At 57.4% G+C, this 24,810-nt stretch carries 23 protein-coding genes; 19 read left to right on the forward strand and 4 right to left on the reverse strand.

The features are described 5' to 3' along the window. Positions 1 to 37 precede the first annotated feature (37 nt). Positions 38 to 1,048, reverse strand: coding sequence for a type I glyceraldehyde-3-phosphate dehydrogenase (gene gap, locus ACDO57_RS03615; RefSeq protein WP_061714899.1), 1,011 nt, complete (start codon positions 1,046 to 1,048; stop codon positions 38 to 40). 78 nt (positions 1,049 to 1,126) lie between these two features. After that, on the reverse strand, positions 1,127 to 2,107 hold the full coding sequence (locus tag ACDO57_RS03620; protein ID WP_370883524.1) for a GlxA family transcriptional regulator: 981 nt from the start codon (positions 2,105 to 2,107) through the stop codon (positions 1,127 to 1,129). 149 nt (positions 2,108 to 2,256) lie between these two features. On the opposite strand from ACDO57_RS03620, the gene ACDO57_RS03625 reads away from it, so the two are divergent. After that, positions 2,257 to 3,228, forward strand: a complete 972-nt coding sequence (locus ACDO57_RS03625) for a fatty acid desaturase (RefSeq protein WP_370883525.1) — start codon at positions 2,257 to 2,259, stop codon at positions 3,226 to 3,228. Continuing rightward, positions 3,221 to 3,979, forward strand: a complete 759-nt coding sequence (locus ACDO57_RS03630; protein ID WP_370883526.1) for a phosphate/phosphite/phosphonate ABC transporter substrate-binding protein — start codon at positions 3,221 to 3,223, stop codon at positions 3,977 to 3,979. The genes ACDO57_RS03625 and ACDO57_RS03630 overlap by 8 nt, the downstream gene beginning before the upstream one ends. Here ACDO57_RS03630 and ACDO57_RS03635 read toward each other — a convergent pair. Beyond that, positions 3,958 to 4,854, reverse strand: a complete 897-nt coding sequence (locus ACDO57_RS03635) for a LysR family transcriptional regulator (protein WP_370883527.1) — start codon at positions 4,852 to 4,854, stop codon at positions 3,958 to 3,960. The two genes, ACDO57_RS03630 and ACDO57_RS03635, sit on opposite strands and share 22 nt — an antisense overlap. Before the next feature lie 22 nt (positions 4,855 to 4,876). Further along, a complete protein-coding gene (locus ACDO57_RS03640) occupies positions 4,877 to 7,165 on the reverse strand; it encodes an FdhF/YdeP family oxidoreductase (protein WP_370883528.1) in 2,289 nt (762 codons plus the stop codon). Between the two features lie 1,003 nt (positions 7,166 to 8,168). On the opposite strand from ACDO57_RS03640, the gene ACDO57_RS03645 reads away from it, so the two are divergent. The 17 genes from ACDO57_RS03645 to ACDO57_RS03725 all read left to right on the forward strand — a co-directional run bounded on the left by ACDO57_RS03645 (position 8,169) and on the right by ACDO57_RS03725 (position 24,797). Continuing rightward, the gene (locus tag ACDO57_RS03645) at positions 8,169 to 8,663 is read left to right on the forward strand and encodes a hypothetical protein (RefSeq protein ID WP_024909827.1); all 495 of its coding nucleotides are present in this window, start codon (positions 8,169 to 8,171) and stop codon (positions 8,661 to 8,663) included. Between the two features lie 23 nt (positions 8,664 to 8,686). Then, on the forward strand, positions 8,687 to 9,190 hold the full coding sequence (gene tssJ, locus ACDO57_RS03650; RefSeq protein ID WP_024909828.1) for a type VI secretion system lipoprotein TssJ: 504 nt from the start codon (positions 8,687 to 8,689) through the stop codon (positions 9,188 to 9,190). Between the two features lie 28 nt (positions 9,191 to 9,218). Then, entirely contained in the window at positions 9,219 to 10,562 is a 1,344-nt protein-coding gene (gene tssK / locus ACDO57_RS03655; protein ID WP_024909829.1) for a type VI secretion system baseplate subunit TssK, read from the forward strand. Between the two features lie 17 nt (positions 10,563 to 10,579). Then, a complete protein-coding gene (locus tag ACDO57_RS03660; RefSeq protein ID WP_024909830.1) occupies positions 10,580 to 11,818 on the forward strand; it encodes a DotU family type VI secretion system protein in 1,239 nt (412 codons plus the stop codon). 3 nt (positions 11,819 to 11,821) lie between these two features. Next, positions 11,822 to 15,442 (forward strand): type VI secretion system membrane subunit TssM, encoded by a 3,621-nt coding sequence (tssM, locus tag ACDO57_RS03665; RefSeq protein ID WP_370883529.1) that lies wholly within the window; start codon positions 11,822 to 11,824, stop codon positions 15,440 to 15,442. Between the two features lie 16 nt (positions 15,443 to 15,458). Then, on the forward strand, positions 15,459 to 16,175 hold the full coding sequence (gene tagF / locus ACDO57_RS03670) for a type VI secretion system-associated protein TagF (RefSeq protein ID WP_024909832.1): 717 nt from the start codon (positions 15,459 to 15,461) through the stop codon (positions 16,173 to 16,175). A gap of 11 nt (positions 16,176 to 16,186) precedes the next feature. Continuing rightward, positions 16,187 to 17,203 (forward strand): type VI secretion system protein TssA, encoded by a 1,017-nt coding sequence (gene tssA / locus ACDO57_RS03675; RefSeq protein ID WP_024909833.1) that lies wholly within the window; start codon positions 16,187 to 16,189, stop codon positions 17,201 to 17,203. 75 nt (positions 17,204 to 17,278) lie between these two features. Beyond that, positions 17,279 to 17,803: a type VI secretion system contractile sheath small subunit gene (tssB, locus tag ACDO57_RS03680; RefSeq protein WP_008502644.1), complete on the forward strand. Its 525-nt coding sequence runs from the start codon at positions 17,279 to 17,281 to the stop codon at positions 17,801 to 17,803. Between the two features lie 3 nt (positions 17,804 to 17,806). After that, positions 17,807 to 19,306: a type VI secretion system contractile sheath large subunit gene (gene tssC, locus ACDO57_RS03685; RefSeq protein WP_014884232.1), complete on the forward strand. Its 1,500-nt coding sequence runs from the start codon at positions 17,807 to 17,809 to the stop codon at positions 19,304 to 19,306. A 55-nt stretch (positions 19,307 to 19,361) separates the two neighbouring features. Further along, a complete protein-coding gene (locus ACDO57_RS03690) occupies positions 19,362 to 19,595 on the forward strand; it encodes a hypothetical protein (protein WP_061714907.1) in 234 nt (77 codons plus the stop codon). A gap of 53 nt (positions 19,596 to 19,648) precedes the next feature. Then, a complete protein-coding gene (locus ACDO57_RS03695) occupies positions 19,649 to 20,080 on the forward strand; it encodes a Rap1a/Tai family immunity protein (RefSeq protein WP_061714908.1) in 432 nt (143 codons plus the stop codon). A 71-nt stretch (positions 20,081 to 20,151) separates the two neighbouring features. Continuing rightward, positions 20,152 to 20,571: a T6SS amidase immunity protein Tai4 family protein gene (locus ACDO57_RS03700; RefSeq protein WP_231103383.1), complete on the forward strand. Its 420-nt coding sequence runs from the start codon at positions 20,152 to 20,154 to the stop codon at positions 20,569 to 20,571. 180 nt (positions 20,572 to 20,751) lie between these two features. After that, the gene (locus tag ACDO57_RS03705; RefSeq protein ID WP_008502640.1) at positions 20,752 to 21,234 is read left to right on the forward strand and encodes a type VI secretion system tube protein Hcp; all 483 of its coding nucleotides are present in this window, start codon (positions 20,752 to 20,754) and stop codon (positions 21,232 to 21,234) included. Positions 21,235 to 21,292: 58 nt separating this feature from the next. Beyond that, positions 21,293 to 21,784 carry a type VI secretion system amidase effector protein Tae4 gene (locus ACDO57_RS03710; protein WP_032645536.1) on the forward strand — a complete coding sequence of 164 codons (492 nt, stop codon included), beginning with the start codon at positions 21,293 to 21,295 and terminating at the stop codon, positions 21,782 to 21,784. After that, positions 21,781 to 22,134 (forward strand): T6SS amidase immunity protein Tai4 family protein, encoded by a 354-nt coding sequence (locus ACDO57_RS03715; protein WP_061714910.1) that lies wholly within the window; start codon positions 21,781 to 21,783, stop codon positions 22,132 to 22,134. The genes ACDO57_RS03710 and ACDO57_RS03715 overlap by 4 nt, the downstream gene beginning before the upstream one ends. Positions 22,135 to 22,221: 87 nt before the next feature. Continuing rightward, positions 22,222 to 24,003: a type VI secretion system-associated FHA domain protein TagH gene (gene tagH / locus ACDO57_RS03720; RefSeq protein WP_370883530.1), complete on the forward strand. Its 1,782-nt coding sequence runs from the start codon at positions 22,222 to 22,224 to the stop codon at positions 24,001 to 24,003. Beyond that, entirely contained in the window at positions 24,000 to 24,797 is a 798-nt protein-coding gene (locus ACDO57_RS03725) for a PP2C family serine/threonine-protein phosphatase (protein WP_008502637.1), read from the forward strand. The genes tagH and ACDO57_RS03725 overlap by 4 nt, the downstream gene beginning before the upstream one ends. The last annotated feature ends 13 nt before the right edge of the window (positions 24,798 to 24,810 follow it).

A 24,810-nucleotide genomic window follows, 5' to 3' on the forward strand; every position in this document is an offset into this window, starting at 1 on the left:
TTTGCCGGGTGAGCGTTAGCGCCACCCGGCCTCAGGCTTACAGCCCTTTCTTATCCATCAGCACCGCCAGATCCACCAGGCGGTTGGAGAAGCCCCACTCATTGTCATACCACGCCAGGATCTTCACCATGTTCCCGCCGATGACCAGCGTGGAAAGCCCGTCGATAATCGACGATCGCGGGTCGCCCTGGTAATCGCTGGAGACCAGCGGCTCATCGCTATACCCCAGAATGCCTTTCAGGGTCCCGCTGGCGGCCGCGTTGCGGAACGCGTTATTCACCTCTTCGGCGGTCACGTTGCGGCTCAGCGTCACGGTTAAATCCACAATCGACACCACCGGCACCGGCACGCGCAGGGAATACCCGGTCAGCTTGCCGTCCAGGGAGGGGATGACTTTCCCCAGCGCTTTCGCTGCGCCGCTGGAGTAGGGCACAATCGACAGCGCCGCCGCGCGTGCGCCGCGCAGATCTTTCTCCGGCTGATCGTGCAGCGCCTGACTGTTGGTGTAGGCGTGCGTCGTGTTCATCAGGCCATGCTCAATCCCGAACTGCTGGTGCAGCACCTGAGCGGCCGGTGCCAGACCGTTGGTGGTGCAACTCCCGTTGCTTACTACCGCGTGCAGGGCGGGATCGTACTGGTCATGGTTAACGCCCATCACAATCGTCAGGTCGTCGTTCTTCCCGGGGGCGGAAATGATGACGCGCTTAGCGCCACCGTGGGTGATATGTACCGCCGCTTTCTCCCGCTCGGTAAAGAAGCCCGTGGCCTCAATCACCACGTCGGCGCCGACATCACGCCACGGAATATTCGCCGGATCGCGTTCGCTAAACACCGTGATCCGCTGCCCGTCTACCTGCAGCGCGCCGTCAGCCGCTTCAACGGGTGCGGGCAGCTTGCCCAGAAGGGAATCATGTTTCAGCAGGTGGGCGAGGGTTTTACTGTCCGTCAGATCGTTAATGGCCACAATCTGCAGATCCGGGTTACCCAGCGCCGCGCGCAGGAAATTACGTCCGATACGGCCGAAACCGTTAATACCGACCTTAACCATGGTGCACTCCTTATCTCTGTTGTCTGGAGTCACTGTAGGCGTCGGGCCGGTTGGCGTAAACGACAAAAAAGGATCAGATTACGCCATCTTGCGGCAATGGAATCGCTGGCGGTACTCGCCGGGGGTAAGGTGAAGCTGTTTCTCAAAGATGCGGCGCAAATTAATGCTGGTGCCAAACCCGCTTTGCTCAGCAACGCGCTCCAGGGAGTCATGGGTCTGCTCAAGCAGCTGGCGGGCGGCGGCCAGACGCGCTTCGGTCACGTAGCGGGCCGGAGAGACCCCTGCCTCGCGGGTAAACACGCGGGTGAAGTTACGCGGGCTCATCGCCGCTTTCTCGGCCAGATTTTCCACGCACAGATCGGCGGTGAGGTTCTGCAGGATCCAGGCTTGCAGTTCGCTTATCGGGCCCGACGCGCCAGGCGGCTGCAGGCTGTAACGACTGAACTGCAGCTGGCCGCCGGGACGACGCAGATACATCACCATATCCTGCGCCACGTCGCGGGCGAGGGTAAATCCGTAGTCGTCCTCCACCAGCGCCAGGGTCAGATCGAACCCGGAGCTTACGCCGCCGGAGGTCCAGATGGGACCGTCCTGAATATACAGCGGACCGCTTTCGACGTGGATAGCCGGATACTGGGTTTGCATCGTCTCCAGCAGCCGCCAGTGGGTGGTGGCGCGACGACCGTCCAGCAAGCCGGTCTGGGCCAGCAGCATCGCGCCGCCGCAGATAGAGGCTACCCGCCGGGCATGCGGCGCAGCGAGGTGCAGCCAGTCGACTACGGCTATGCTCTCCTGCTCGTTCATACCGCGTCCGGTGATGATAATGGTGTCCAGCGGTTCACGCGGATCCAGCTCAGGCAGACGATAGTCCGCCAGCAGGTTCAGGCCGGACTGGCCGTGGATCACCTGGTGAGGCTGCGTGGTGGCGATGATAATCCGGTAGCGGGGCTGCGCAAGCCCTTCCGGGTGCAGCCGGTTGGCCTGCATCAGAATGTCGGCGATGCCGGCGGCTTCAAACAGCATGCCGCCGTCGGGAACGATAATCAGGATCTTCTTCATGTCCTGAAAAGTACCTTTATCACAGAATAAGTCAAGCAACGCGTGCGCCCCACGTTTCTGGCAAAGCAAATCGATTTAAGTTCTTTGTTATTTCCGGCGTTATCCCCGATCGTCAGGGCACTGTCTCTGGCGAAACGGCGTCCGAAGGAATGAGTCAACGAAGCTCCCTCTATTTACATCCGCAACAACACGAACAAATCCGCCATCTCGCATCGGGTTTTATATGGCGAAGCGAACTGCCCACCTGGCTTTTGATTATCACTGTTTATGCAGGCTGGTTTGGCACGCTGACGTTCTGGCAAACGCTCGGCCTGCTGCCCGCCACGCTGCTGCTCGTCTGGTTTAGCGCCTGGTACATGTCCCTGCAGCATGAGCTGATCCACGGACACCCCACGCGTTTTGCCTGGCTTAACCAGCTGTTTGGCACGCTCCCGCTGGCGGTCTGGTATCCGTACGGCCTGTACCGGGACTCCCATCTTGCCCATCATCGGCACCATAGCCTGACCCATCCGGTGGATGACCCGGAGTCGTACTATTTTACCGACGAGAGTTGGGGGCGCTTTTCTCCCAGGCAGAAGCGCCTGATCCGGGCCCGAAATACCTTTGCCGGTCGGCTTCTGCTGGCGCCGCTGCTGGATATCGTCCAGACGCTGGGCAGTGCCGCGGCGGCGTTTCGTCATCTTCACCTGAGGGCGATGACGATGTGGCTGGTTCACATTACGCTGCTGGCGGTACTCTTCGCGTGGATGACGCATATCGGTTTTTCACCCGTCTGGTTCGTGCTTGCGGTCAGTTATCCCGCGCTCGCGCTGACCAAGGTGCGATCGTTTTTCGAACATCGTGCGGCGGACGATCCGCTGGCGCGCTCCGTCATTAACGAGGCCGGGCTGTTCTGGCGGGTGCTGTTTTTGAATCTCAACTACCATTCAGTACATCACGATCTGCCGGGCGTTCCCTGGTACGGGCTGAAGACGATCTACCAGCAAAATCGGGAGGCGTACCAGCAGCGAAACCGCGGTTTTCTCGTCAGGGGCTACGGTGAATGGCTGCGCCGGTTCTGGTTCAGACCCGTCGACGTCACCGTTCACCCCGGAAAACAACAGGGAGAAGGGTATGAGTAACCTGCTGGCGTTTCCCATGTATGCGGTGGATCGCGCCGACACGCGCGCGCTCTGGCTGGCGGTTAAGGGATTGCTGGCTGCACGCGGTGTGCCCGTCGATGATGTCCCCGACTGTCCGGAGTCCGATCTGCTCACGCACTGGCAACAGCCCGGGCTTATCCTTAGCCAGACCTGCGGTTACCCGCTGGTCACGCAGCTCCCGGACGTGCAGGTGGTCGGCTGTTTTCACTACACGGCACCGGGCTGCGAAGGGATCCAGTACCGCAGCTTTCTGGTGGTGCGCGAGGAGGATCGGCACCTGACGCTGGCGGAGTTTCGCGGACGACGGGCGGTCTGTAACTCTGCGGATTCTCAGTCTGGCTATAATGCGCTGCGAAAAAAAGTGGCTCCCCTGTTGAGTGGCGGTCCATTTTTCGCGCAAACGTCCTTTAGCGGCAGCCATCGCCAGTCGCTGATTGATGTGAAACGCGGGGCAGGGGATATCGCGGCCATCGACTGCGTAACCTGGGCACTGCTGCAGCGCCATGAGCCGGAACGGCTTGCGGGGCTGGCGATCATTGACCATACCCCGCTGACGCCGGGACTGCCGCTGATCGCTTCGCATAACACCTCACCTGAAACGCTTAACGCCATTCGCGATGCGCTCCATGCGCTGGTCAGTTCACCGGAACATCGGGCGATTTGTGACGCAGTGCTGATCGGCGGTTTTAGCGTGGTGACGCGCGAGGCCTACGCCTCATTGTTGGCGTGATAAATCTCCTGCGCGTCGGTAAAACAGCGCAGCGCCAGCGAGGAGATTGGCTTTTGCCTGCGCATAATCAGGCCGACAGGGGCCTGAATGTTCGCGTCAGCGATGGGGACAATCCTGAAATTGCTGTTCAGTGCTTCCAGCCCGTTGTTCAGCGGCATGACGGCGCAGCATACGCCGCTCTGCACCGCCTGAATGATCTGGAACGTGGAGTCGCTCTCGAAAACGGCCGTCGGTTCAATGCCGACAGACTTAAAGCCGGCCTCCATATGCGCCCGGTAGTGCATCCCTTTGGTCAGGAACCCCAGCGGAAAATCCGTCAGATCGCGCCAGGTCAATGTCTCCTGGCCGAGCTGGAAATGACGGACGTCGTGCAGCAGGCCCATCTTCGTTTTGGGAAGCTGGATAATATCGAACTGGCTGGTGTCAATGCTGTTGAGGTAGCAAATTCCCAGCTCAAGCTGATTGCGGCTGACGCCGTCGGCAATCTGCGCGGAGGACATAGAATAGAGGCTGTAGGTCAGCTCCGGGTATTTTTGCGTCAAATGGCGAATAAAAATCATCGGATCCACGCTCGCCAGCGGCACCATCCCCAGACGGAGTTCGCCCACCACCTGGCCTTTGCACAGCGCGGCTTCCGCCTGTAGCCCGTCATGTGCGGCCAGCAGCGAGCGGGCCCACGCGAGGATGCGTTCACCCTCCGGCGTAAACCCTTCAAAGCGCTGCCCGCGCACAATCAATACCAGCCCGAGCTCCTCCTCCAGGCTGCGGATGCGCATGGAGAGGGTCGGCTGGGTAATGTTGCACTGCGAGGCAGCCTTGCCAAAATGGCGGGTCTCGTCGAGCGCGATTAAATATTTTAACTGTTTAATATCCATCTTTTTCTCTGCGCGAACAGCCTTACAGCATGCGGATCTCTTTTGAGCGCAGGGTGATGCGAACTGGAACGGATTTATACGACGGCGTACCGCTGTCCTTATCCAGATAATCAAGCGGTACCAGCACGTTGGCTTCCGGATAATAGGCGCCGACGGTCCCCGGCGCGATGTTGTACGCCACCACGGTAATGTCTTTCAGACGCTGAACGCTGCCGGGCAGGGCGGTTTCGATATCCACGCGGTCGCCGTGTTCCAGCCCTGACTGCGCCATATCGTCTTCGTTCATAAACAGCACGTCGCGACGGCCAAATACGCCACGGTAGCGGTCGTCCAGGGCGTAAATGGTGGTGTTGTACTGGTCGTGGCTGCGCAGCGTGATCAGGCGCAGAACATGCTCACCTTCACCGCTGGCGTTCTCGTGAACCCCGTCGAACACCGAGAACATCGCTTTTCCCGTCACCGTTGGCCAGATACGTTGCGTCGGTGGCAGCGGCATACGGAAACCACCGGGAACGCGGATCCGCGCGTTATAGTTCTCAAACCCCGGAATGGTCTGCTCGATCAGTTCGCGGATGCGGTCGTAATCCTCAACCAGCGTCAGCCAGTCCACGCGGGTATCCGGCAGGGTGGCTTTCGCCATGCCCGCGACGATAGCGGGTTCTGACCGAAGCAACGGCGATGCAGGCTTCAGCTTGCCGGATGAAGCATGCACCATCGACATGGAGTCTTCGACGGTAATGGACTGGCGGCCGGTGGCCTGAACATCCAGCTCGGTACGGCCAAGACACGGGAAAATAAAGGTTTCTTTGCCCACCAGCAGATGGGTACGGTTGAGCTTGGTGCCGACGTGCACGCTCAAATCCAGGTTACCCATCGCCGGAAAACCCCGCTCGTGATCGGGCATCGCGACGGCAAAATTGCCGCCGAGGCAGATGAGCGCTTTCGCGCGGCCGTCGATCATCGCCTGCGTGGCCTGCACCGCGTCGTGTCCGTGGTGCGACGGTGGCTCAAAGCCGAACACGTCCGTCAGGCGATTAAGGAATGCCGGCGTGGGTTTCTCGCTAATCCCGACGGTACGGTTCCCCTGCACGTTTGAGTGGCCGCGCAGCGGGCATATTCCCGCGCCGGGCTTGCCGATATTCCCCCGCAGCAGCAGCACGTCGGCAATCAGGCGGACGTTGGCCGTCCCTTTATTGTGCTGCGTAATCCCCATCCCGTAGGTAATGATGGTGGCCTTCGATTTTGCATAGGCTTCGGCGACCTTTTTGAGCGCCGCCAGGCTCAGACCCGACTCGCGTTCGATGTCGTCCCAGCGGGTTTGCGCGATATCGGCGGTGAACGCCTCAATGCCCTGGGTGTGTTCGGCAATAAATGCGTGGTCCAGCACGTCACCGCGTTCGGCCTCCATTTCCAGCAGGTGTTTGGCAATGCCTTTCAGCGCGGCGGCATCGCCCCCGGCCTTCACCTGGAAATAGGTCGAAGCGATATCCGTGGAGCTGTAGGTTGCCATTTCAATCACGCTTTGCGGGTCGGCGAAACGTTCCAGGGCACGTTCGCGCAGCGGGTTAAAGACGATAATCGGCACGTTCCGGCGGGCCAGCTCGTGGAGGGTCCCCATCATTCGCGGATGGTTGGTGCCGGGGTTGTGACCAATTGAGATCACCAGCTCGGTCTTATCGAAGTCGTCCAGCGAAACGGTGCCTTTTCCGATGCCAATTGAACGCGGTAAACCGACGCTGGTGGCCTCGTGACACATATTCGAGCAGTCGGGGAAGTTGTTGGTGCCGTATTCGCGAGCAAACAGCTGGAAAAGATACGCCGCTTCGTTAGAGGCGCGTCCTGAGGTATAGAACTCGACCTGATCCGGCTCGAGCCCGCGCAATACTTCGCCGATGCGTTGAAACGCCTCGTCCCAGTCGACGGGGCGGAAGGTGTCGCTCGCCCGATCATAGCGCAGTGGGTGCGTGAGTCGACCGTAGCCTTCCAGCTCAAAGTCCGATTTTGCCAGCAGCGAGGAGACGCTGTTTTCAGCCAGAAACGCGGGGGTGACGCGTTTGCTGGTCGCTTCCCAGGTCACCGCTTTGGCGCCGTTCTCGCAGAACTGGAACGTCGATTTGTGTTCTTTATCAGGCCACGCGCAGCCCGGGCAGTCGAAGCCGTCAGGCTGGTTGGTGCGCAGCAGCGTCGCGGGAGCGTCAAGGGTATCCATTTGGGTACGTACCGCGATGGCCGTCGCTTTTAGTGCCCCCCAGCCGCCGGCAGGGCCGTCATAGTGTCTGATGCCTGGCACCGAGCGTCTTTTCTTGTTCATACCCACTCCTGATTTGTTCGGTCAACAACATCTGAACCCATAAAAGCGCTGCACAGGACAATAAGCAAAAGCAATGACGACCGTATGGCTACGCGCATGCGGTGCGGGAAGGTGCTTTATCTTAAATTCTCTTTATTACAGCGACTTATGGGGATTGATGTTTAAATATTTAAAGAAATTATAACGAAATTTTATCATTTTAATAATAAATCTTATCTATCGGTCGGTAGGCGAGATAGATGGCGGTGAGCAAGGAAGGATGTAGTACCAGTAAAACTTCGAATGAAGCTGATGCGCTGGAGATATCGCCACGATTCACGTCTGGCGGGCTGCTGGAGGCATTTTGGGTTTGAGGAAATGACAGGAAGGTTTACTCAGGCTTAATGAATAATAGATATAAGGTATACCTTACTGTGGAATTATCACGACATAAAATATACAGTTTTTTTGCGGCATGAAATTAACGTCGGGCTGCATTAAGTGAAATATTATCACCCAAGCGATGAAGCGTGTTCAATATTAAAGATACTTTGTTAGTGCAACAAATAATTCATCGGAGATATATTCCTTTGACATCAAAAAAACGCGAATTCTACTAATTATGGTAGTGGCGATAATAGCGTTATTGCGTTAATGAAAGTGGTTCTCTTTTGTGTTTTTAATAGATAAAACATCATGTTATGTGGTTTTACAGTGAGGAAATAAGAAAGGGTGGGGCAAATCGTTTTTTTTCATAGGATTAATCCTATAATTTTCCGACTGCTTCATTTACCAACAGTTACGCGGCGGTAAATATTGAATTGATGCGAAGCTCATGTAAACTTGCTTACCGTTTGTCAAAATATGTCAGGAAGATGCTGGGCCTTATTCTGAAGGGCTCGTGCGGTAGCTATGCCCTTAACATAGTAACGCCCCGAAAATATTCTGGCTATTTTAACAATAGCACTTAAGTCAAACTTCATCCCCTTATCTCCATCATCGAAATATCGCTACGGAAAAGCATATGAAAATGCGCGTACTGTTTTCACTTCTGTTTGTAATGGCGGTGGCGGGCTGTAAAGCGCCGCAAAAACCTGTGATCAACGACGATACGATCGAGACCAGCCAGGTCAACGGCGTTACCTTAACCCACCGTCACGCTGTGACGCCGCCGACGGAGTTCACGCCGGTCAACGAGCCGTATCGCGCCATGTATCCGGCTTCCCTGATGAGCCGACCTGACTTCGGCGGCAAAGTTATCCGTAATCTCGAGACCGGAAAAACGTACGTGGTGCTGGGGCAGGTTGAACACTACTGGATGGCGCTTGCCGACGAAGGCAACGATCAGCTGATTGGTTACGTCCCGATGCGCGCCGTGATCAAGGCCGACCAGTACGACGCCGCCGTGCGTAAACAGGCGATTCGTCCAAAGGTGCGTAAAAAAGCGACCTGTGTCGATGTCGATGGCAACAGCAAAGCCTGCAAAGACAGCGCTAACGGTACCTGGATCCTGAACTAAACGGCTTTCATGAGCGCATTTTTATGAATAATAAAAATTTTCATAAGCTGTGGTTATTCTTTTACGCGGCGATTTTCGCCCTGGTCAGTGGTTGTACGTCGTCTTCACACAGCGACCCCTCCCGCTACAATCTGCAGTTTCAGGCTCATCCACAAATCAATGAATCTGCGCCGCTTAAGGTCCGGGTGCTGTTGCTGAAATCCGATGCGGATTTCATGTCCAGCGACTTCTACTCCCTGCAGAACAACGCGTCGGCCACGCTTGGTGCGAATCTGCTGAACAGCGACGTGTTCTTCCTGATGCCGGGACAGCTGTCCAAAACCCTCAGCGGGCAAAGCTCTCCGGAGGCCCGCTACATCGGCGTGATGGCGGAGTATCAGGTGCTGGATGGCAAAAAATGGCGCGTTTCACTCCCTCTGCCTGTGCCTGGCGAAAATCATATCTACCAGTTCTGGAAATGGTCCGCAGATGAACTTCAGGCCAACGTTTTTCTCGACGTGAACGGCATTCGTGTCATCAGCCAGTAACGCGCTTCAAAACAGGAAACACATCATCATGACGAAAGCAGAAAAGGTCGTCTGGACCGAAGGCATGTTCCTGCGTCCACACCATTTTCAGCGGACTGAAAGCTATCTGCTCAACCATGTTCGTGAATGGGGCGCACTACAGCGGTCGTATCTCTGGGGCTTTCTCGACGTTGAACTGGATGAAGCGATGCTTCGTCAGGGATGCATTGCCCTGAGCTACTGCAGCGGTTTGCTGCCGGACGGCACCTTTTTCCAGGTACGTAACGGGCGCAACGGCCCTGCACCGCTGAAAATTCCTGACAATCTCACTAACGAAAAGGTGGTGCTTGCGCTGCCGGTACGTCGTGGCGAGAGAGAAGAGGTGATTTTTAGCGAAGAACCGGCCTCGCTGGCGCGCTTCATCGCTTTCGAGCAAGAGGTGGAAGACGATAACGCCATGTCGGTCGGGGATGCCACCGTCCAGTTTGGTCGCCTGCGTCTGACCCTGATGCTGGAAAAAGACCTCACGGCAGAGTGGACCGCCATCGGCGTGGCGTTTGTGACCGAGAAGCGTAACGACAACCACGTGCGGCTCGACAACAGCTACATCCCGCCGATGCTCAACGCCAACAACAGCCCGCAGATCTACAGCATGATCAACGATCTGCACGGTCTGCTGGTGCAGCGCAGCCAGCAAATTGGCGGTCGTTTGCGCCAGCCCGGTCGCTTTAATACCTCCGAGCTGATTGAGTTCACGCTGCTGTCGCTGGTTAACCGTCATCTGGGCGAGGTTTCTCATTTAAAAACCCTCCCGCTGCTGCATCCGGAAACGCTCTGGCGCAGCTGGCTGCCGTTTGCGACCGAGCTTGCCACCTGGACGTCCCAGCGTACCGCTGAAAGCGTGCTGCCGATTTACGATCATGACGATCTGGCAAACTGCTTCAGCAAGCTGATGCTGATGCTGCGTCAGGGGCTGTCGCTGGTGATGGAGGACCACGCGATTCAGCTGCCGCTTAACGAACGCTCTCACGGCCTGAACATTGCCACGGTGCCTGAAACCAGCATGGTGCGTGAGTTCGGCTTCGTGCTGGCGGTTAAAGCCAACGTGCCAGGCGAACACCTGCAAACCCATTTCCCGGCGCAGATGAAGGTCGCGCCGGTCTCGAAAATCCGCGATCTGGTTCAGCTTCAGCTGCCGGGCATTATGCTGCGCGCCATGCCGGTCGCGCCGCCGCAGATCCCGTGGCATGCCGGCTATAGCTACTTTGAACTGGAGAAGGGCAGCGAGCTGTGGCACGAGATGGATAAGTCCGGTGCATTCGCCCTGCATCTTGCAGGGGAATTCCCGGGGCTGGATATGGAGTTTTGGGCCATCCGTAGCCCGACAGAATAATAAAGCGAGCGCTTAATATGCAGGAACGACAGGACACCGGCAGTGATGCCGCCTTTACCGGAGCCAGTAGCAACAATCAGCTGGTGGCGGCCGCCAATCCGCTGCTCAATGCGATTCCGCAGATCCGTCACTCGATCTCCCATGACGATCAGGTGGCGTTACGCCAGCGCCTGATTGATGAGATTCGCCGTTTCGAAGTCCGCTGCCAGCAGGCGGGGCTGCCCTACGAAGTGATCGTCGGGGCTCGTTACTGCCTGTGTACGGCGCTCGATGAGGCCGCCGCGCTCACCCCCTGGGGCAGCAGCGGCGTCTGGTCAAGCAATGGTCTGCTGGTGACGTTCCATAACGAAACCTGGGGCGGCGAGAAGTTCTTCCAGCTGCTGGCGCGCCTGTCGCAAAACCCGCGCGAGCACATTCTGCTGCTGGAGATGATCAACTACTGCCTGCTGCTGGGCTTCGAAGGACGCTATCGGGTGCTGGATAACGGCCGCACCCAGCTTGAAACCATCAAGCAGCGGCTGTGGCAGATGATCCGCGGCGTGCGCGGCAGCTATCCGCCGCCGCTTTCTCCTCATCCGGAAGATCGTCCCGTGCTGCGCAAGCTCTGGCGGCCGATGGTTCCCCTGTGGGCCTGCGTGGCGCTGGCCGGGTTTATCGCCTGTCTGTTTTATATCGTGCTTAACTGGCGTCTTGGCGATAACACCAACCCGGTACTGGCGAAGATTTATCAGTCCCAGCTGCCGGAAACCACTATTCAGCAACCAGCGCGTCAGCTTCCGGCTGTGCTGAACCTGCGCGGCTTCCTGAAGCCTGAAATCGAGGCTGGCCTGGTCGCGGTGAAAGACGAAGCGGATCGCAGCGTCGTTATCCTGAAGGGCGACGGACTGTTTGCTTCTGCCTCTACCGTCGTGCGTGACCGCTATGAACCGGTCATCCACCGCATTGCGCAGGCGATGAATAACGTCAGCGGCAAAATTCTGGTGGTGGGCTACAGCGACAACGTACCGATCCGCAGCGCGCGCTTTGCCTCTAACTATGAACTCTCTCTGGAACGCGCCCGCTCGGTACAGAAAATGCTGCAGGGAAGCCTCTCTCAGCCTGGCCGCGTGAAAGCGGAAGGGCGGGGCGAGATTAACCCGGTGGCGCCGAACACGACGCCTGAAAATCGCGCCCGTAACCGCCGTGTGGAAATTACTCTGCTGGTGTCGCCTGAAAACACTCAGGCTGAGCTGAACGGATTGCCGCAAGGAAACTAAGGAATGCTGACTACACTTCTTTCCATTTTGACCAACCGCATTCTGTGGAGCTTCCTCGGCGTCACGGCGCTGGCGGCGGTGATCTGGATGATTGGTCCCCTGTTGTCCATCGTGGACACCCGACCGCTTGAGTCTGAGCAAAACCGTATTATCAGCATTGCCGTGGTCTATCTGCTCTGGGCGCAGGGCCACATTCTGCCGCGCCTGTACAACGCCTGGCTGAACCGCAAGCTGATGGACAAGCTCAAGGAGAATACCGCCAGCCCGGAAGCGGCGGATCCGCAGAAGCGGCTGAACAGCGAGGAGCAGATCCTCGCCAGCCGTTTTGATGAAGCCGCGCAGATGCTGAAAAAAGCGCACTTCAGCAAAGCGGGCCAGGGCGCCCAGTGGACGCAGCGCTTCAGCACGCAATATCTCTATCAGCTGCCGTGGTACGTCATTATCGGCGCGCCGGGCTCCGGTAAAACCACGGCGCTGGTCAATTCCGGGCTGCAGTTCCCGCTGGCCGATCGGTTCGGTAAGACCGCGCTGCGGGGCATTGGCGGCACGCGCAACTGCGACTGGTGGTTCACCAATGAGGCGGTGCTGCTGGACACGGCGGGCCGCTATACCACCCAGGAGAGCGAGCAGGTGCAGGACGCCGGCGAATGGCTGGAGTTCATGGGGTTACTGCGTAAGTATCGCCGCCGCCAGCCGATCAACGGCGTCATCATCACCATCAGCATTTCTGACCTGCTCACCCAGTCCGCCGAGGCGTCCCGCCAGCAGGCGGTGAACCTGCGCCAGCGTCTGTCCGAGCTGCATGAACAGCTGGGTATCCGCTTCCCGGTGTACGTGATGGTGACCAAGGCCGACCTGCTTAAAGGCTTCCGCGCGTGGTTTGCCGACTACGATAAAGCCCAGCGTGACCAGATCTGGGGCTTTACGCTGCCGTGGGAGCAAACCAAACACGCTGATTACGACCTGATGGGCAACTTCCAGCAGGAGTTTTCTCTGCTACAGCAGCGCCTTGATGCCGGGCTGCCGGAAACCATGCTCAAAGAGCATGACGCGAAAACCCGCGCAGAAGCGTATCTCTTCCCGCAGGAGTTCGCCGCGCTGCGTCCGCTGCTGGCAGACTACCTGAGCACGGTCTTTGCCCGCTCCAACTTCGAAACCGAGTTCTCTCCGCGCGGGATCTACTTCGCCAGCGGGACGCAGGAAGGCATGCCGTTTGACCGCGTGATGGGCGAACTGAACCGCGCCCTGTCGCTGCCGGAAGGGGGCGAGGCGGATAACTGGGATTCGGTCAGCAAAGAAGCGCCTATCCCGGGTGCTAAAGGCCAGAGTTTCTTCATTAAGAATCTGCTGCAAAATGTCATCTTCCAGGAAGCCGGGATCGCAGGTGAAAACCGCTGGTGGGAGCTGCGCAACCGGGCGGTGATCTGGTCCGGTTACGCGGCGCTGCTGGCTCTGCTGGTTATCCTCGGCGGTCTGTGGCTCACCAGCTATGCCAAGAACAAAACCTATCTGGCAGAGGTGGATGCGAAGGTTCCGCTGCTCGACCAGCAGAGCAAAGCGTTACAGAACCAGCCGCAGCGCGATCTGTTCGATCTGCTGCCGCTGCTGAATGGGCTGGTTGACCTGCCGAAAAGCGACGCGTTTGATGTAAACGATCCGCCCGTATCCCGCCGTATGGGGCTCTATCGCGGGGATGACGTCAGCGATGCCGCGCAGTCTCTGTACCAGAAAGCGCTGGATCAGATGCTGCTGCCTGCCGTCGCCATGCACATCACCACCTGGCTTCGCAACGACAACGGCAGCGATGTGGAATACAGCTATGAAGCGCTGAAAGCCTATCAGATGCTGTATCAGCCGAAACACTATGATGGAAAATTCCTGCATTCATGGGTGATGCTCAACCTGCAGCGTAACCTGCCGCAGAACGTCACGAAGGCGCAGCTGCAGCAGCTTGAATGGCACCTGACGCAGCTGCTGGAGCCGAAAATTCAGGCCTCGCCGTACGCGCAGGACGAATCCCTGGTTGCCCGCGAAAGAGCGATGATCAACCAGCAGCCGCTTTCAACCCGCGTCTACGGTCGCCTCAAGCGCCTGCTGGAACATGATGACAACCTGAAGCCGGTCTCACTTTCCGACCTCGGCGGACCGCAGAGCGAGCTGGTATTTTCCCGCAAAAGCGGCAAGCCGGTGAGCGAAGGCGTACCGGGTCTTTATACGCCGGACGGCTACTGGAAAAGCTTTAACGGCCAGATTGACAGCGTGACCACCGCTCTGCACGAGGATGACGCCTGGGTGCTGGGGGCCGCGACGGCGCAGGAGGATAAACAGCAGATCGATAACGCCGTGCGCCAGCTCTACATGCGCGACTTTATCGCCAACTGGGATCGCTTCCTCGCCGACATCCAGCTCAATAACAGCGCCGACCTTTCCCAGCGCATCAACACCGCGCGCCTGCTCTCCGGCGGCAATTCGCCGCTGCGCCGTCTGGTGCAGAACCTGAGCCAGGTCCTGACGCTGTCACGCAATGCGCCAGCGCCAGAAGATACAGGCAAAGCGCAGGATCAAAGCAACCGCGCCACCCGTACGCTGGAAGCCCTGTTCAGCAACAATGACGCAGCGCCGACCCAGGCCGCCGTGGTCACCCAGGCGCCGGAACAGCTGGTCACCGACCACTATGCGCCGATGATTGAGCTGGCGCAGCCGCTGGAGAAGGGGGGGAAGACCATCGTGTTTGATGATTTTCTCAAGCAGGTGGATGAACTCTATCGCTACCTGACCGCCGTTCAGGACGCGGCCAACAGCGGGATGCCGGCACCGGGCGGCGAGGCGATCAGCCGTCTGCAGGCCAGCGCCGGTCGTCTGCCGGGCGGGCTGCAAACCATGTTTAGCAACATGGCGGTGGGTGCCAGCAGCGATACCCAGCGTCGTGATCTGGAAAACGTACGTAAGCGAATTAACGTTGAAGTGGGCGGTTTCTGCCGTCAGGCGATTGCCGGTCGCTACCCGCTGGTACGCAGCGCCGGCACCGAGGTCACCCCTGACGATCTCGCGCGCATGTTTGCGCCGGGAACCGGGCTGATGGACGCTTTCTTCCGCGACAATCTGACCAATAAGGTGGACACCACGCAGGCCAACTGGCGCTTTATGCCGGGCATCGACGGGAAAACGCTGCCGGGAAGTGAAGGGCTGCTGAGACCGTTCCAGCAGGCCCAGTCGATTCGCGACGCCTTCTTTGCTAATGGCGCAACGACGCCGTCCTTCAAGGTGACGGTTCGCACCGTGCGAATGGATAACACCATTCTGAACCTGACCCTGGACGTTGACGGCCAGCTGCTGCGCTACAGCCACGGTCCGCAGGCCGTGCAGATCATGAACTGGCCGGGGCCGGGCGGCACCAACCAGGTACGCATGCAGCTGGGGCTGGCGAACGGCAGCACGGCGACGCTGGTCACCAACGGCGCCTGGGCGCTCAACCGCTTCTTCGATAAAGCGAGCACCAGCCCGGGCGCGGGTAGCCTGAGCCGTCAGGCTACCTTCAACGTCGACGGACATCAGGTCACGCTGGAGTTTGCGCCAAACAGCATTCGCAACCCGTTCCAGCTTCCCCGTTTCTCATGCCCATAACCGCAAGGACAGCCGTATGACGAATACCCCTGCGATGAACCGCTACAGCTGGTATGGCAAATTACCCAGCGCCGGAGATTTTTTGCAGCGTCGCTTTCCTGACACTTTACAGCGCCAGTGGTCACACTGGTTTCAGGTCGGTCTGCTGGCCTGGCAGCAGGAAGAGCAGCGCAGCGGCGAGCGCCAGTTCCAGAAAGCGCCAGTCTGGAATTATGTGGTACCGCCCATGCTGGGCAGCCAGATGATCCAGATGGGCTGTCTGCTGCCCGGCCGCGACAGCGTTGGCCGACAGTACCCGGTTTGCCTTCAGCTGAGCTTCGCCCCGTCAGAGTGGTCGACCAGCCTGCTCAGCCAGGCCGAAAGCTGGTACCAGCAGATTGGGCGCCTGGGGCTGCACGCGGTGCGCAACAGTTTTTCCGCCTCGCAGCTGGATGAGATGCTGATGACCATTCCGGCGCCGCAGCCCGTCGAGCCGCAAAAGCGCTCCGACATCCTGGATGTGATTGGCTATGACGAGGACGGCCAGAGCACGCTGGGCTGGCCTCAGGCGGCGGAGTGTTTTGATCCGCTGCGTCAGACCAGCTACTGGTGGACCAACCGCTGCGACGGTTACCCGCTATACACCCACGTGCACAGCGGTAACTTTACCGGGCAGCTTTTCACCCTGCTGTTCGACCCGGCAGGGGGCGCCCGTCCGGGGCGTCACGGTCTCTATCCGCCCATGTTTGAATAAGCAGGGATCTTATGAATATCGAAGAATTTCTCGCGCCAATAAGCCCCGACAAGCCCTGCGGCGAAAACCTGGAGTACGACGCCGACTTCCAGATCATGAATCAGGCAAGTCTTGGGAAAGCGGAACAGCAGTTTGGCGACACCATTATCCCGGCAGAGCCCGCAGACTGGAATACGGTAGAAAAATACGCCACTAGCCTGCTGACCCGCACCAAAGATCTTCGCGTCCTGCTGGCGTTAACCCATGCCTGGACGCGCCGCCGCGGGCTGGCGGGCTACGCGGACGGATTATTGCTGGTGCAGGAGGCGATCGCCCGTTACTGGGAACCGCTCTATCCGCTGCTGGAAGAGTATGGCGAAACCGATCCGTTCTATCGCATTAACGCCCTGGCGGGGCTCAGCGATAAATCCGACCTCACCGTCGCCGTGCGAAACGCCTCGCTTCTGCGTTCAAACGGCGATGAAATTTCGCTCCGGGATGCCCAGGCCCTGCTGGACGGCAGTAAGACGGAATGTCCGGACTATCCCGGCGGCCGCCCACGGCTGATTGACGAGCTGGCCCGCGGCGACCAGCCGGGAACCGCAGCGGTTATCGTCATTAACGAACGGCTGCTGGCGATTCGCGAGCTGCTCACCGGGCATCTCGGTGAAAGCGGCGTGCCCGAGATGGAGCAGCTGCTGAAAACCGTCGGACTGGTAGCCAGCGCGTGTCAGGTGACCGACATCAGCAAGCTGCTGCCGAACCGTGAGGCGCAGGCAGAACCACAGGCCGGGCAGCAATCGGCGGCAACGCAGCCCGCTCAGCCGGTCACCGACTGGCGAAGCGTACAGGTCACCAGCCGCGCCGACGCGCAGCTGATGCTGGAAAAAGCGAAGCAGTATTTTGCGCAGTACGAACCGAGCCACCCCGCACCGCTGATGATTGAACGGGTGCAGCGGCTGTCAGAACTTAACTTTATGGACATTATTCGCGACCTGGCGCCAGACGGCGTTAACCAACTGGAAAACATCTTTGGGCGCCGCGAATAGCGCGTCCAGGCATTATGACGACAGGCATGGAGCCTGCCGTTTCACCTTCACCGCGCATCTTTGATGGAGAACATCATGGCAATGAGTAATAGTGGGCAGAAATTCATCGCACGTAACCGTGCTCCCCGCGTGCAGATCGAGTACGACGTAGAGATCTACGGTGCAGAACGTAAAATTCAGCTGCCGTTTGTGATGGGCGTCATGGCCGATCTGGTCGGCAAACCGGTGGAAAACCTGCCGGCCGTAGACGAGCGTAAATTCCTCGAAATCGACATCGACAACTTTGACGAACGCATGAAGGCGCTGAAGCCGCGCGTAGCGTTCCAGGTGGATAACACGCTGACCGGCGAAGGTAAGCTCAACGTGGATCTGACCTTCGACAGCATGGACGACTTCCTGCCGGATGCGGTGGCCCGCAAGGTTGAGCCGCTGAACAAGCTGCTTGAAGCGCGTACCCAGCTCTCTAACCTGCTGACCTACATGGACGGCAAAAACGGTGCGGAAGAGCTGATCGCTAAAATTCTGCAGGATCCGACGCTGCTCAAATCCCTGAGCCAGTTGCCGAAAAATGACGAAAGCGCGAAAGGTAGCGAGGAATAATCGATGAGCAACCAGACTCAACAACACGAGCAGCAGGCGGGTCAGGCGTTCAGCCAGGATGAATTCAGCGCGCTGCTGAACAAAGAATTCCGCCCGAAAACCGATCAGGCCCGCTCCGCCGTCGAAAGCGCGGTCAAAACCCTGGCGCAGCAGGCGCTGGAAAATACCGTCACCTTCTCGAACGATACCTACCGTACCATTCAGAACCTGATTGCCGGTATCGACGAGCAGCTGTCGCAGCAGGTGAACCAGATCATTCACCACGAAGAGTTTCAGAAGCTGGAGAGCGCCTGGCGCGGTCTGAGCTACCTGGTGAACAACACTGAAACGGACGAGATGCTGAAGATCCGCTTTATGAGCATCTCCAAGCAGGAACTGGGCCGTACCCTGAAGCGCTTCAAGGGCGTGGGCTGGGACCAGAGCCCGATCTTCAAGAAAATCTACGAGCAGGAGTACGGTCAGTTCGGCGGCGAGCCGTTTGGCTGCATCGTGGGCGACTACTACTTCGACCACAGCCCGCAGGACGTTGAGCTGCTGGGTGAAATGGCGCGCATCGGCTCTGCGGCGCACTGTCCGTTCATTACCGGTACCGCGCCGGGCGTGATGCAGATGGAGTCCTGGCAGGAGCTGGCCAACCCGCGCGACCTGACCAAGATCTTCCAGAACACCGAATACGCCGCCTGGCGTTCGCTGCGTGAATCGGAAGATGCCCGCTATCTGGGCCTGGTGATGCCGCGCTTCCTGTCGCGCCTGCCGTACGGTATTCGCACCAACCCGGTCGACAGCTTTGACTTTGAGGAGCAGACCGACGGCGCGAACCACAACAGCTACTCGTGGGCGAACGCCGCGTACGCGATGGCCGCCAACATCAACCGCTCCTTTAAAGAGTACGGCTGGTGCACCTCGATTCGCGGCGTGGAGTCCGGCGGGGCGGTGGAAAACCTGCCGTGCCACACCTTCCCGAGCGATGACGGCGGTGTGGACATGAAGTGCCCGACCGAGATCGCCATCAGCGATCGTCGTGAAGCCGAGCTGGCGAAAAACGGCTTTATGCCGCTGGTTCACCGCAAAAACTCCGACTTTGCCGCCTTCATCGGCGCGCAGTCCCTGCAGAAACCGGCGGAGTACCACGATCCGGATGCGACCGCTAACGCGCGCCTGGCATCACGCCTGCCGTACCTGTTCGCCTGCTGCCGCTTTGCCCACTACCTGAAGTGCATCGTGCGCGACAAAATCGGCTCCTTCCGCGAGCGCGAAGAGATGGAACGCTGGCTGAACGACTGGGTCATGAACTACGTCGACGGTGACCCGGCTAACTCCTCTCAGGAGACCAAGTCCCGTAAACCGCTGGCAGCTGCGGAAGTGCAGGTGCAGGAGATTGAGGACAACCCGGGCTACTACGCCGCGAAGTTCTTCCTGCGTCCACACTACCAGCTGGAAGGTCTGACCGTTTCTCTGCGTCTGGTATCTAAACTGCCGTCGCTGAAGACGAAAGACGCGTGATGCAGATAGCCGGCCTCCTGGGGCCGGCAGCCTTATTGTGAGTACGAGATAGCTAATGAATTTACCTGTGAAAGCGATAACAAGAAAATTCATCATCTATTTAATGGTTTATGCGTTGTTAATTATTTCATTCATGCTGTTTGTGACGGTATCCGGCTACTATCTGTTTATCTTTGACTGGCCAGAAGATGTCCCGCAAATCGCAATGCATGGATTCTTATGTGCTGGACTTAATGCATTAGCGATAGGTATCTACGTTGTTGCAGAGAAATGGAAAGAGAAACGTTAATACCTCGTGCTGGCTTATATTTAATTAAGGTATTCCACTAACGCGATATTACAATGAATAAAATAAACCTGTTTGCAATCGCTTTGTTGTTTATCGCGTCTCTGGCAGAAGCACAAACGGGAAATTATTCTTATCCTGACGCAACAGCATTACCGCAGGATGATACGTCAAATTTGCTTCGCGACCCGGGCTTATTAACGGGGTACGATTTCAATCTCAGCGCAGCGCGCTTCGCCAGTGCCTGGCTTTCAAAAACGAATGAACGCGAGCGCATTAAGGCGGATATGTATCTATTAGGCGTGGTTGATGCATCAGAGGGGAAGGCCTGGTGTAAAGGTCATCCGGTTTTGCCCAATACGGTTCATGAATTTCTTTACTCTCGCTTTGCCCATTTATCTGAGCAGGAGAGCAAACGGCGGGCTTCTGAAATCATTTCCGATGCAATGGGAGAATTAAGCCCCTGTCAACATCGGACTGGCTTATAGAACGCTCCACTGCTGAACCGGTTGGAATTGGATAGCTGATGCGCTGTGGGGCCGATGGCAAAGGATATAAGGTGAAACATTTCTGTTTTTTCCTCGTATTTATGACCTTTTATGTGTGTGCCGGAAATAACTATCCTGATTTTTATCATCAGCAAACATACCGGCAGGTTTTAAAAGATTTAGTTCTGGCGCGCTGTCTTGCTCAGGTGGCAGATAAAGGCAGTCAGTTTTCTGCTGATGCGGCCAGAAGTGCGAGCGCATTTATTGAGTGGATACCTTTTGATGCTGAAAATGGCACGGATAAAGTGAATGCCCTCATCCAAAAATATAAAAATCAAATTAATGGTTTTCATTCAGAGCGAAAACCCGATGTCAAAGGCGTAACCTTAAACTGTATACGTCTTTATCATAGCGACGAACTGAACAAACTGGTTCCGCAAGTCATCATTGGCGATCCTGACCGTAGCTGGATCCAGGATAACCCAGAGTAGTAAAAGACTTCACATTCCTTCCATTTATTCCGGGAGAATGTAAGACTGTCAAATGACACGGGTCATTTGATATGAGGCAGAGGTAAAATATGGACGGTTTTATTCAGCCCCATGCTTTCCTGTTTGCCATATAAGTGCTTTTTCGAAAGCAATATTGTTCATCCACGAAGAGTAGATATTATGGCTATTGATATGTTTCTGAAGGTCGAGGGTGTTACGGGCGAATCGAAAGATTCTAACCACACCGGCTGGACTGATATTACCTCCTTCTCCTGGGGCGCTTCCCAGCCAGGTAATATGAGCGTTGGCGGTGGCGGCGGTGCCGGTAAAGTTAACTTTAACGACCTGCACGTTAACGCGCTGATCGACAAATCCACCACCGCTATCCTGAAACACTGCGCCAGCGGTAAACACCTGACTAAAGTTGAACTGTCCGTTTGTAAAGCGGGCGGCCAGCAGGTGGAATACTCCCGCATCACGCTGGAAGATGTGCTGGTGACCTCTGTTCAGTACACCGGTGCTGACAACGGCGACACCGTTGGTGTGACCTATGCATTCCAGGCTGCGAAAGTGAAACAGCAGTACTGGGAGCAGACCACGTCGGGTGGTAAAGGTGCTGAAAGCAGCGCTGGCTGGAACATCAAAGAGAACAAAGAAGCGTAATAATAGTGGGCCCGAAAGGGCTCACTTTATCCGGAGCTTCTTATCAAGGAGAAACAAGATGTCTCAAATGCGTCCTGCTTTTGGTGCCGCCTGGAACAGATTCAGAGAAGTGAACGTAAGCGTAGAACAGGTTGGCAAATTGTTGGGTGGAAAAGTTCAGCATAATATCGACGCCGGTATTTTTAAAAATGCCTGCCCAATTCGTATGAGCTACGTTTTAAATTACTGTGGCATTCCTATTCCTTCTAACAGTAAATATGCGACAGTGACCGGAAACGACAAAAAGCGCTATATGTTCCGCGTTAAAGATATGATTGCATTTCTACCCACGGTACTGGGCAATGCCGATATGTCTGTCTCTTCTCCCACTCCTGCGCAATTTGCAGGCAAACAAGGCATTATCATCTTTACCGGGCACGGCTGGAGCGACGCAACCGGGCATGTCACACTCTGGAATGGTAATATTTGCTCTGATGATTGCCATTTTCTGGGCTCACCGGGTAATGGTTCGTTTATTCCGACCAACGCAACATTCTGGAGCCTGAAATGAAACGTTTATTACTGCTGGTATTGGCTATAAATGCCTCTGCTGTTTATGCCCAAACCCTGCCTGATGTCAGCGCTTTTTCTCAGCAACAAATCTTTGAAAACTGGGTGCAAAATCGATGCATCAGTAAGATTGCGGACAGTAAAAGTCTGAAAGACGATGCAGAGGCCAGCGCGGCCGCATGGCTGGAAGCAAGCAATCTCCCTGCAGAGAATTTTGAAAAAGCTGACAAGGTGATTGTTTCTTTACTGAAAGAGAAAGTAGGCGGTACCGAACCGGGTCAATATCAGGTTTTAAAGTGCAGCTTAATCGCCAACAGCGACGCGATTCGTCCGCTCAAAACCGCAAAATAGAATCAATGGAATCCGGCCCCAAACGCCGCCGTTCTCGCCCCGAGAGCGGCAGCGTTTGAGCGCTAATCATACCAGCAGGAATACGCCATGCGATTCACGATTATTTCTACGAAACCCGGTCATCAGCCGCCGCAAAGCAGCTGTGATTTTTACGCCCCGGGCGGCACCATTGGGCGCGGTACGGATAACAATCTGGTATTGCCGGATAATGACCGCACCATCTCTCGTCTGCAGGCCATTGTTCACGTGGACGCCCAGGGCGAATGCCGCGTGACCAACCGCGGCAGCGTCACCCGCGTGGTATTAAATGACATTCCGCTGGAGCGAGGGCGTCAGGTTGAACTGCAGGATGGCGACATTCTCGGTATTGATGACTACCGTATCGAAGTGACCGAATTGATCCACGATACCCAGCCCGTGAGCCGTATGGCGGCCAGCCTGCACCAGCAGGCGCGTCCGACAGCCGCACCCGCGACCGCGCCAGCGCCTCAACCGAAACCGGCAAGTGCCGCACCGCGCGGGAAAGCCGAGCCGACCGCCGTGCCAACGGAGATCTGGGATAGCCTGATGCAGGAGTTCTCCATCTCCGACAGCATCTCCAGCAACCGTACAAAACCGCAGCCTGCTGCATCGCACGATCCGTTCTCCCAGCCTGCGGCCCCGGAGCGTAACGCCGAAGATCCGCTGGCGATGTTCAACGACAGCGATCCAAAACTCGAGCGTAAGCATGTCGATCCGGACACGCTGTTCAGCGACGAAGCGTTGTTCAAAAAAGAGAGTATTTTTGACGACGTCACCCCGTCAACGCTGGTGCCGCCGGGCGAGAGGAGCCCCGTGAAGCCAGAAGAAGAGGCGACGGATGAGCTCGATCCGCTGGCCCTGTTTGGCGGTAAGGCCAGCGCACCAGCCGCGCGTAATGACGACCCGCTCGGGCTGATGGGCGGCGCGCCACTAACCCATCCGGATGACATTATTGCCGAGAAGCCTGCGCCAGTGCCGGAACCTGAACCTGAACCTGAACAGGAAGAGGACGTGCTGGCCGATTCTCCGCTGTTCGCCCCAGAGCCGCAGGAAGAACCGCGTGCTGAAGAAGAGCCCGCGCGACCGGATTACGCAGGCTTCACCATGCCTACGCCACAGGCCGTTGCGCGCAGCAGCGCTCAGGCCCCGAAGGGCCGCCTGCGCATCGACCCGGTCAATAACGCCGCCTCACCAACCACCACGGCAAACAGCGGTGAGAAGGGCGAAGTGCTGCAGGGCGAACTGCTGGAAGCGCTGCTGGAGGGGATGGGGCTGAGCGAAATGCAGCCCGTCCCGCAGTTTGACCGTGAAAATATGCGTCAGCTGGGGCAGATCCTCGGCATGTTCTCTCAGGGGACCGTGGCGCTGCTTTCCTCGCGCTCAATCCTCAAGCGCGGCGTGAAAGCCGATATGACCATGGTGCTGGACGATGCCAACAACCCGTTCAAGCTGTTGCCGACCGGCAAAACCGTGCTGATCCAGATGTTCGGCACCCCAATGCCGGGCTTTATGCCGCCGACCAAATCGGTGCGCGACGCGCTGATCGATCTGCAGGCGCACCAGCTGGGCATGATCTCCGGCATCCGCGCCATTATCGCCGCGATGCTGCAGTCCTTTAACCCGGAGCAGCTGGAAGAGCAGGCGAAGCAGAACGGGATGACCTCTCGTCTGGCGCTGCCGGGCAGCCGCAAAGCCGCCCTGTGGGACTACTTTGTTCGCAGCTATGGCGAGACGGCGGGCGAGATTGAGGATGACTTCCACACCCTGTTCGGCGAGGCCTTCCTTCATGCGTATGACATGGAGGTCAATCAGTACAAAGACTCACAGAGCGGATCGGAAGACAAATGAATATCGCAACGGCTTCTCTCTCCCGCCAGGGGACGCGCGCCAGCAACCAGGATCAGACGGGAGAAACCATAGGGGAACGTTCAGCCTGCTTTGTCGTCTGCGACGGCATCGCGGGGCTGCCGGGCGGCGAGGTGGCCGCAGCGCTGGCCCGCAACAGCATTATCTCCCGCTTCGATGGCGACAAACATCTTAATGCGCAGCACATCCGCGACTACGTGCAGACGGCGAACCGCACCATTCTCAGCGAACAGCAGGCCGTACAGGACTATCGCCGGATGGGCACGACGCTGGTCAGCCTGTTCATTGACCGTGATTACGGGCTGGCCTACTGGGCGCACGCCGGAGATAGCCGCCTGTACCTGTTTCGCCGGGGATGGCTGTGGCATGTGACTACCGACCACAGCCTGGTGCAGCAGATGAAAGATGCCGGGCACCAGACCGACAACCTGAACAGCAACCTGCTCTATCTGGCGCTGGGGATTGAAAACGGCGGGCCGGAAGCGAGCTACAGCGACGTGGTGCAGGTTGAGGACGGCGATGCCTTTTTACTGTGCACCGACGGGTTCTGGCACGGCGTCAGCGAAGAGCAAATGAAGCAGTCGCTGCATATGGTCAATACGCCGCAGGAGTGGCTGACCTTAATGAACCAAATCATTCAAAAGAATGGCGAACAGGAGGGGAATGCTCAGGATAACTATACTGCCCTGGCGGTATGGATGGGCAACCCTCAGGACACCACTTTGCTGCATACCCTCTCTGACGCAGCACAATTTCTTCCCTGCGGAACTGATTAGACACACAAGGAAC

The organism is Enterobacter cloacae complex sp. 2015409, from assembly GCF_041365315.1.
Lineage (GTDB): Bacteria > Pseudomonadota > Gammaproteobacteria > Enterobacterales > Enterobacteriaceae > Enterobacter > Enterobacter pseudoroggenkampii.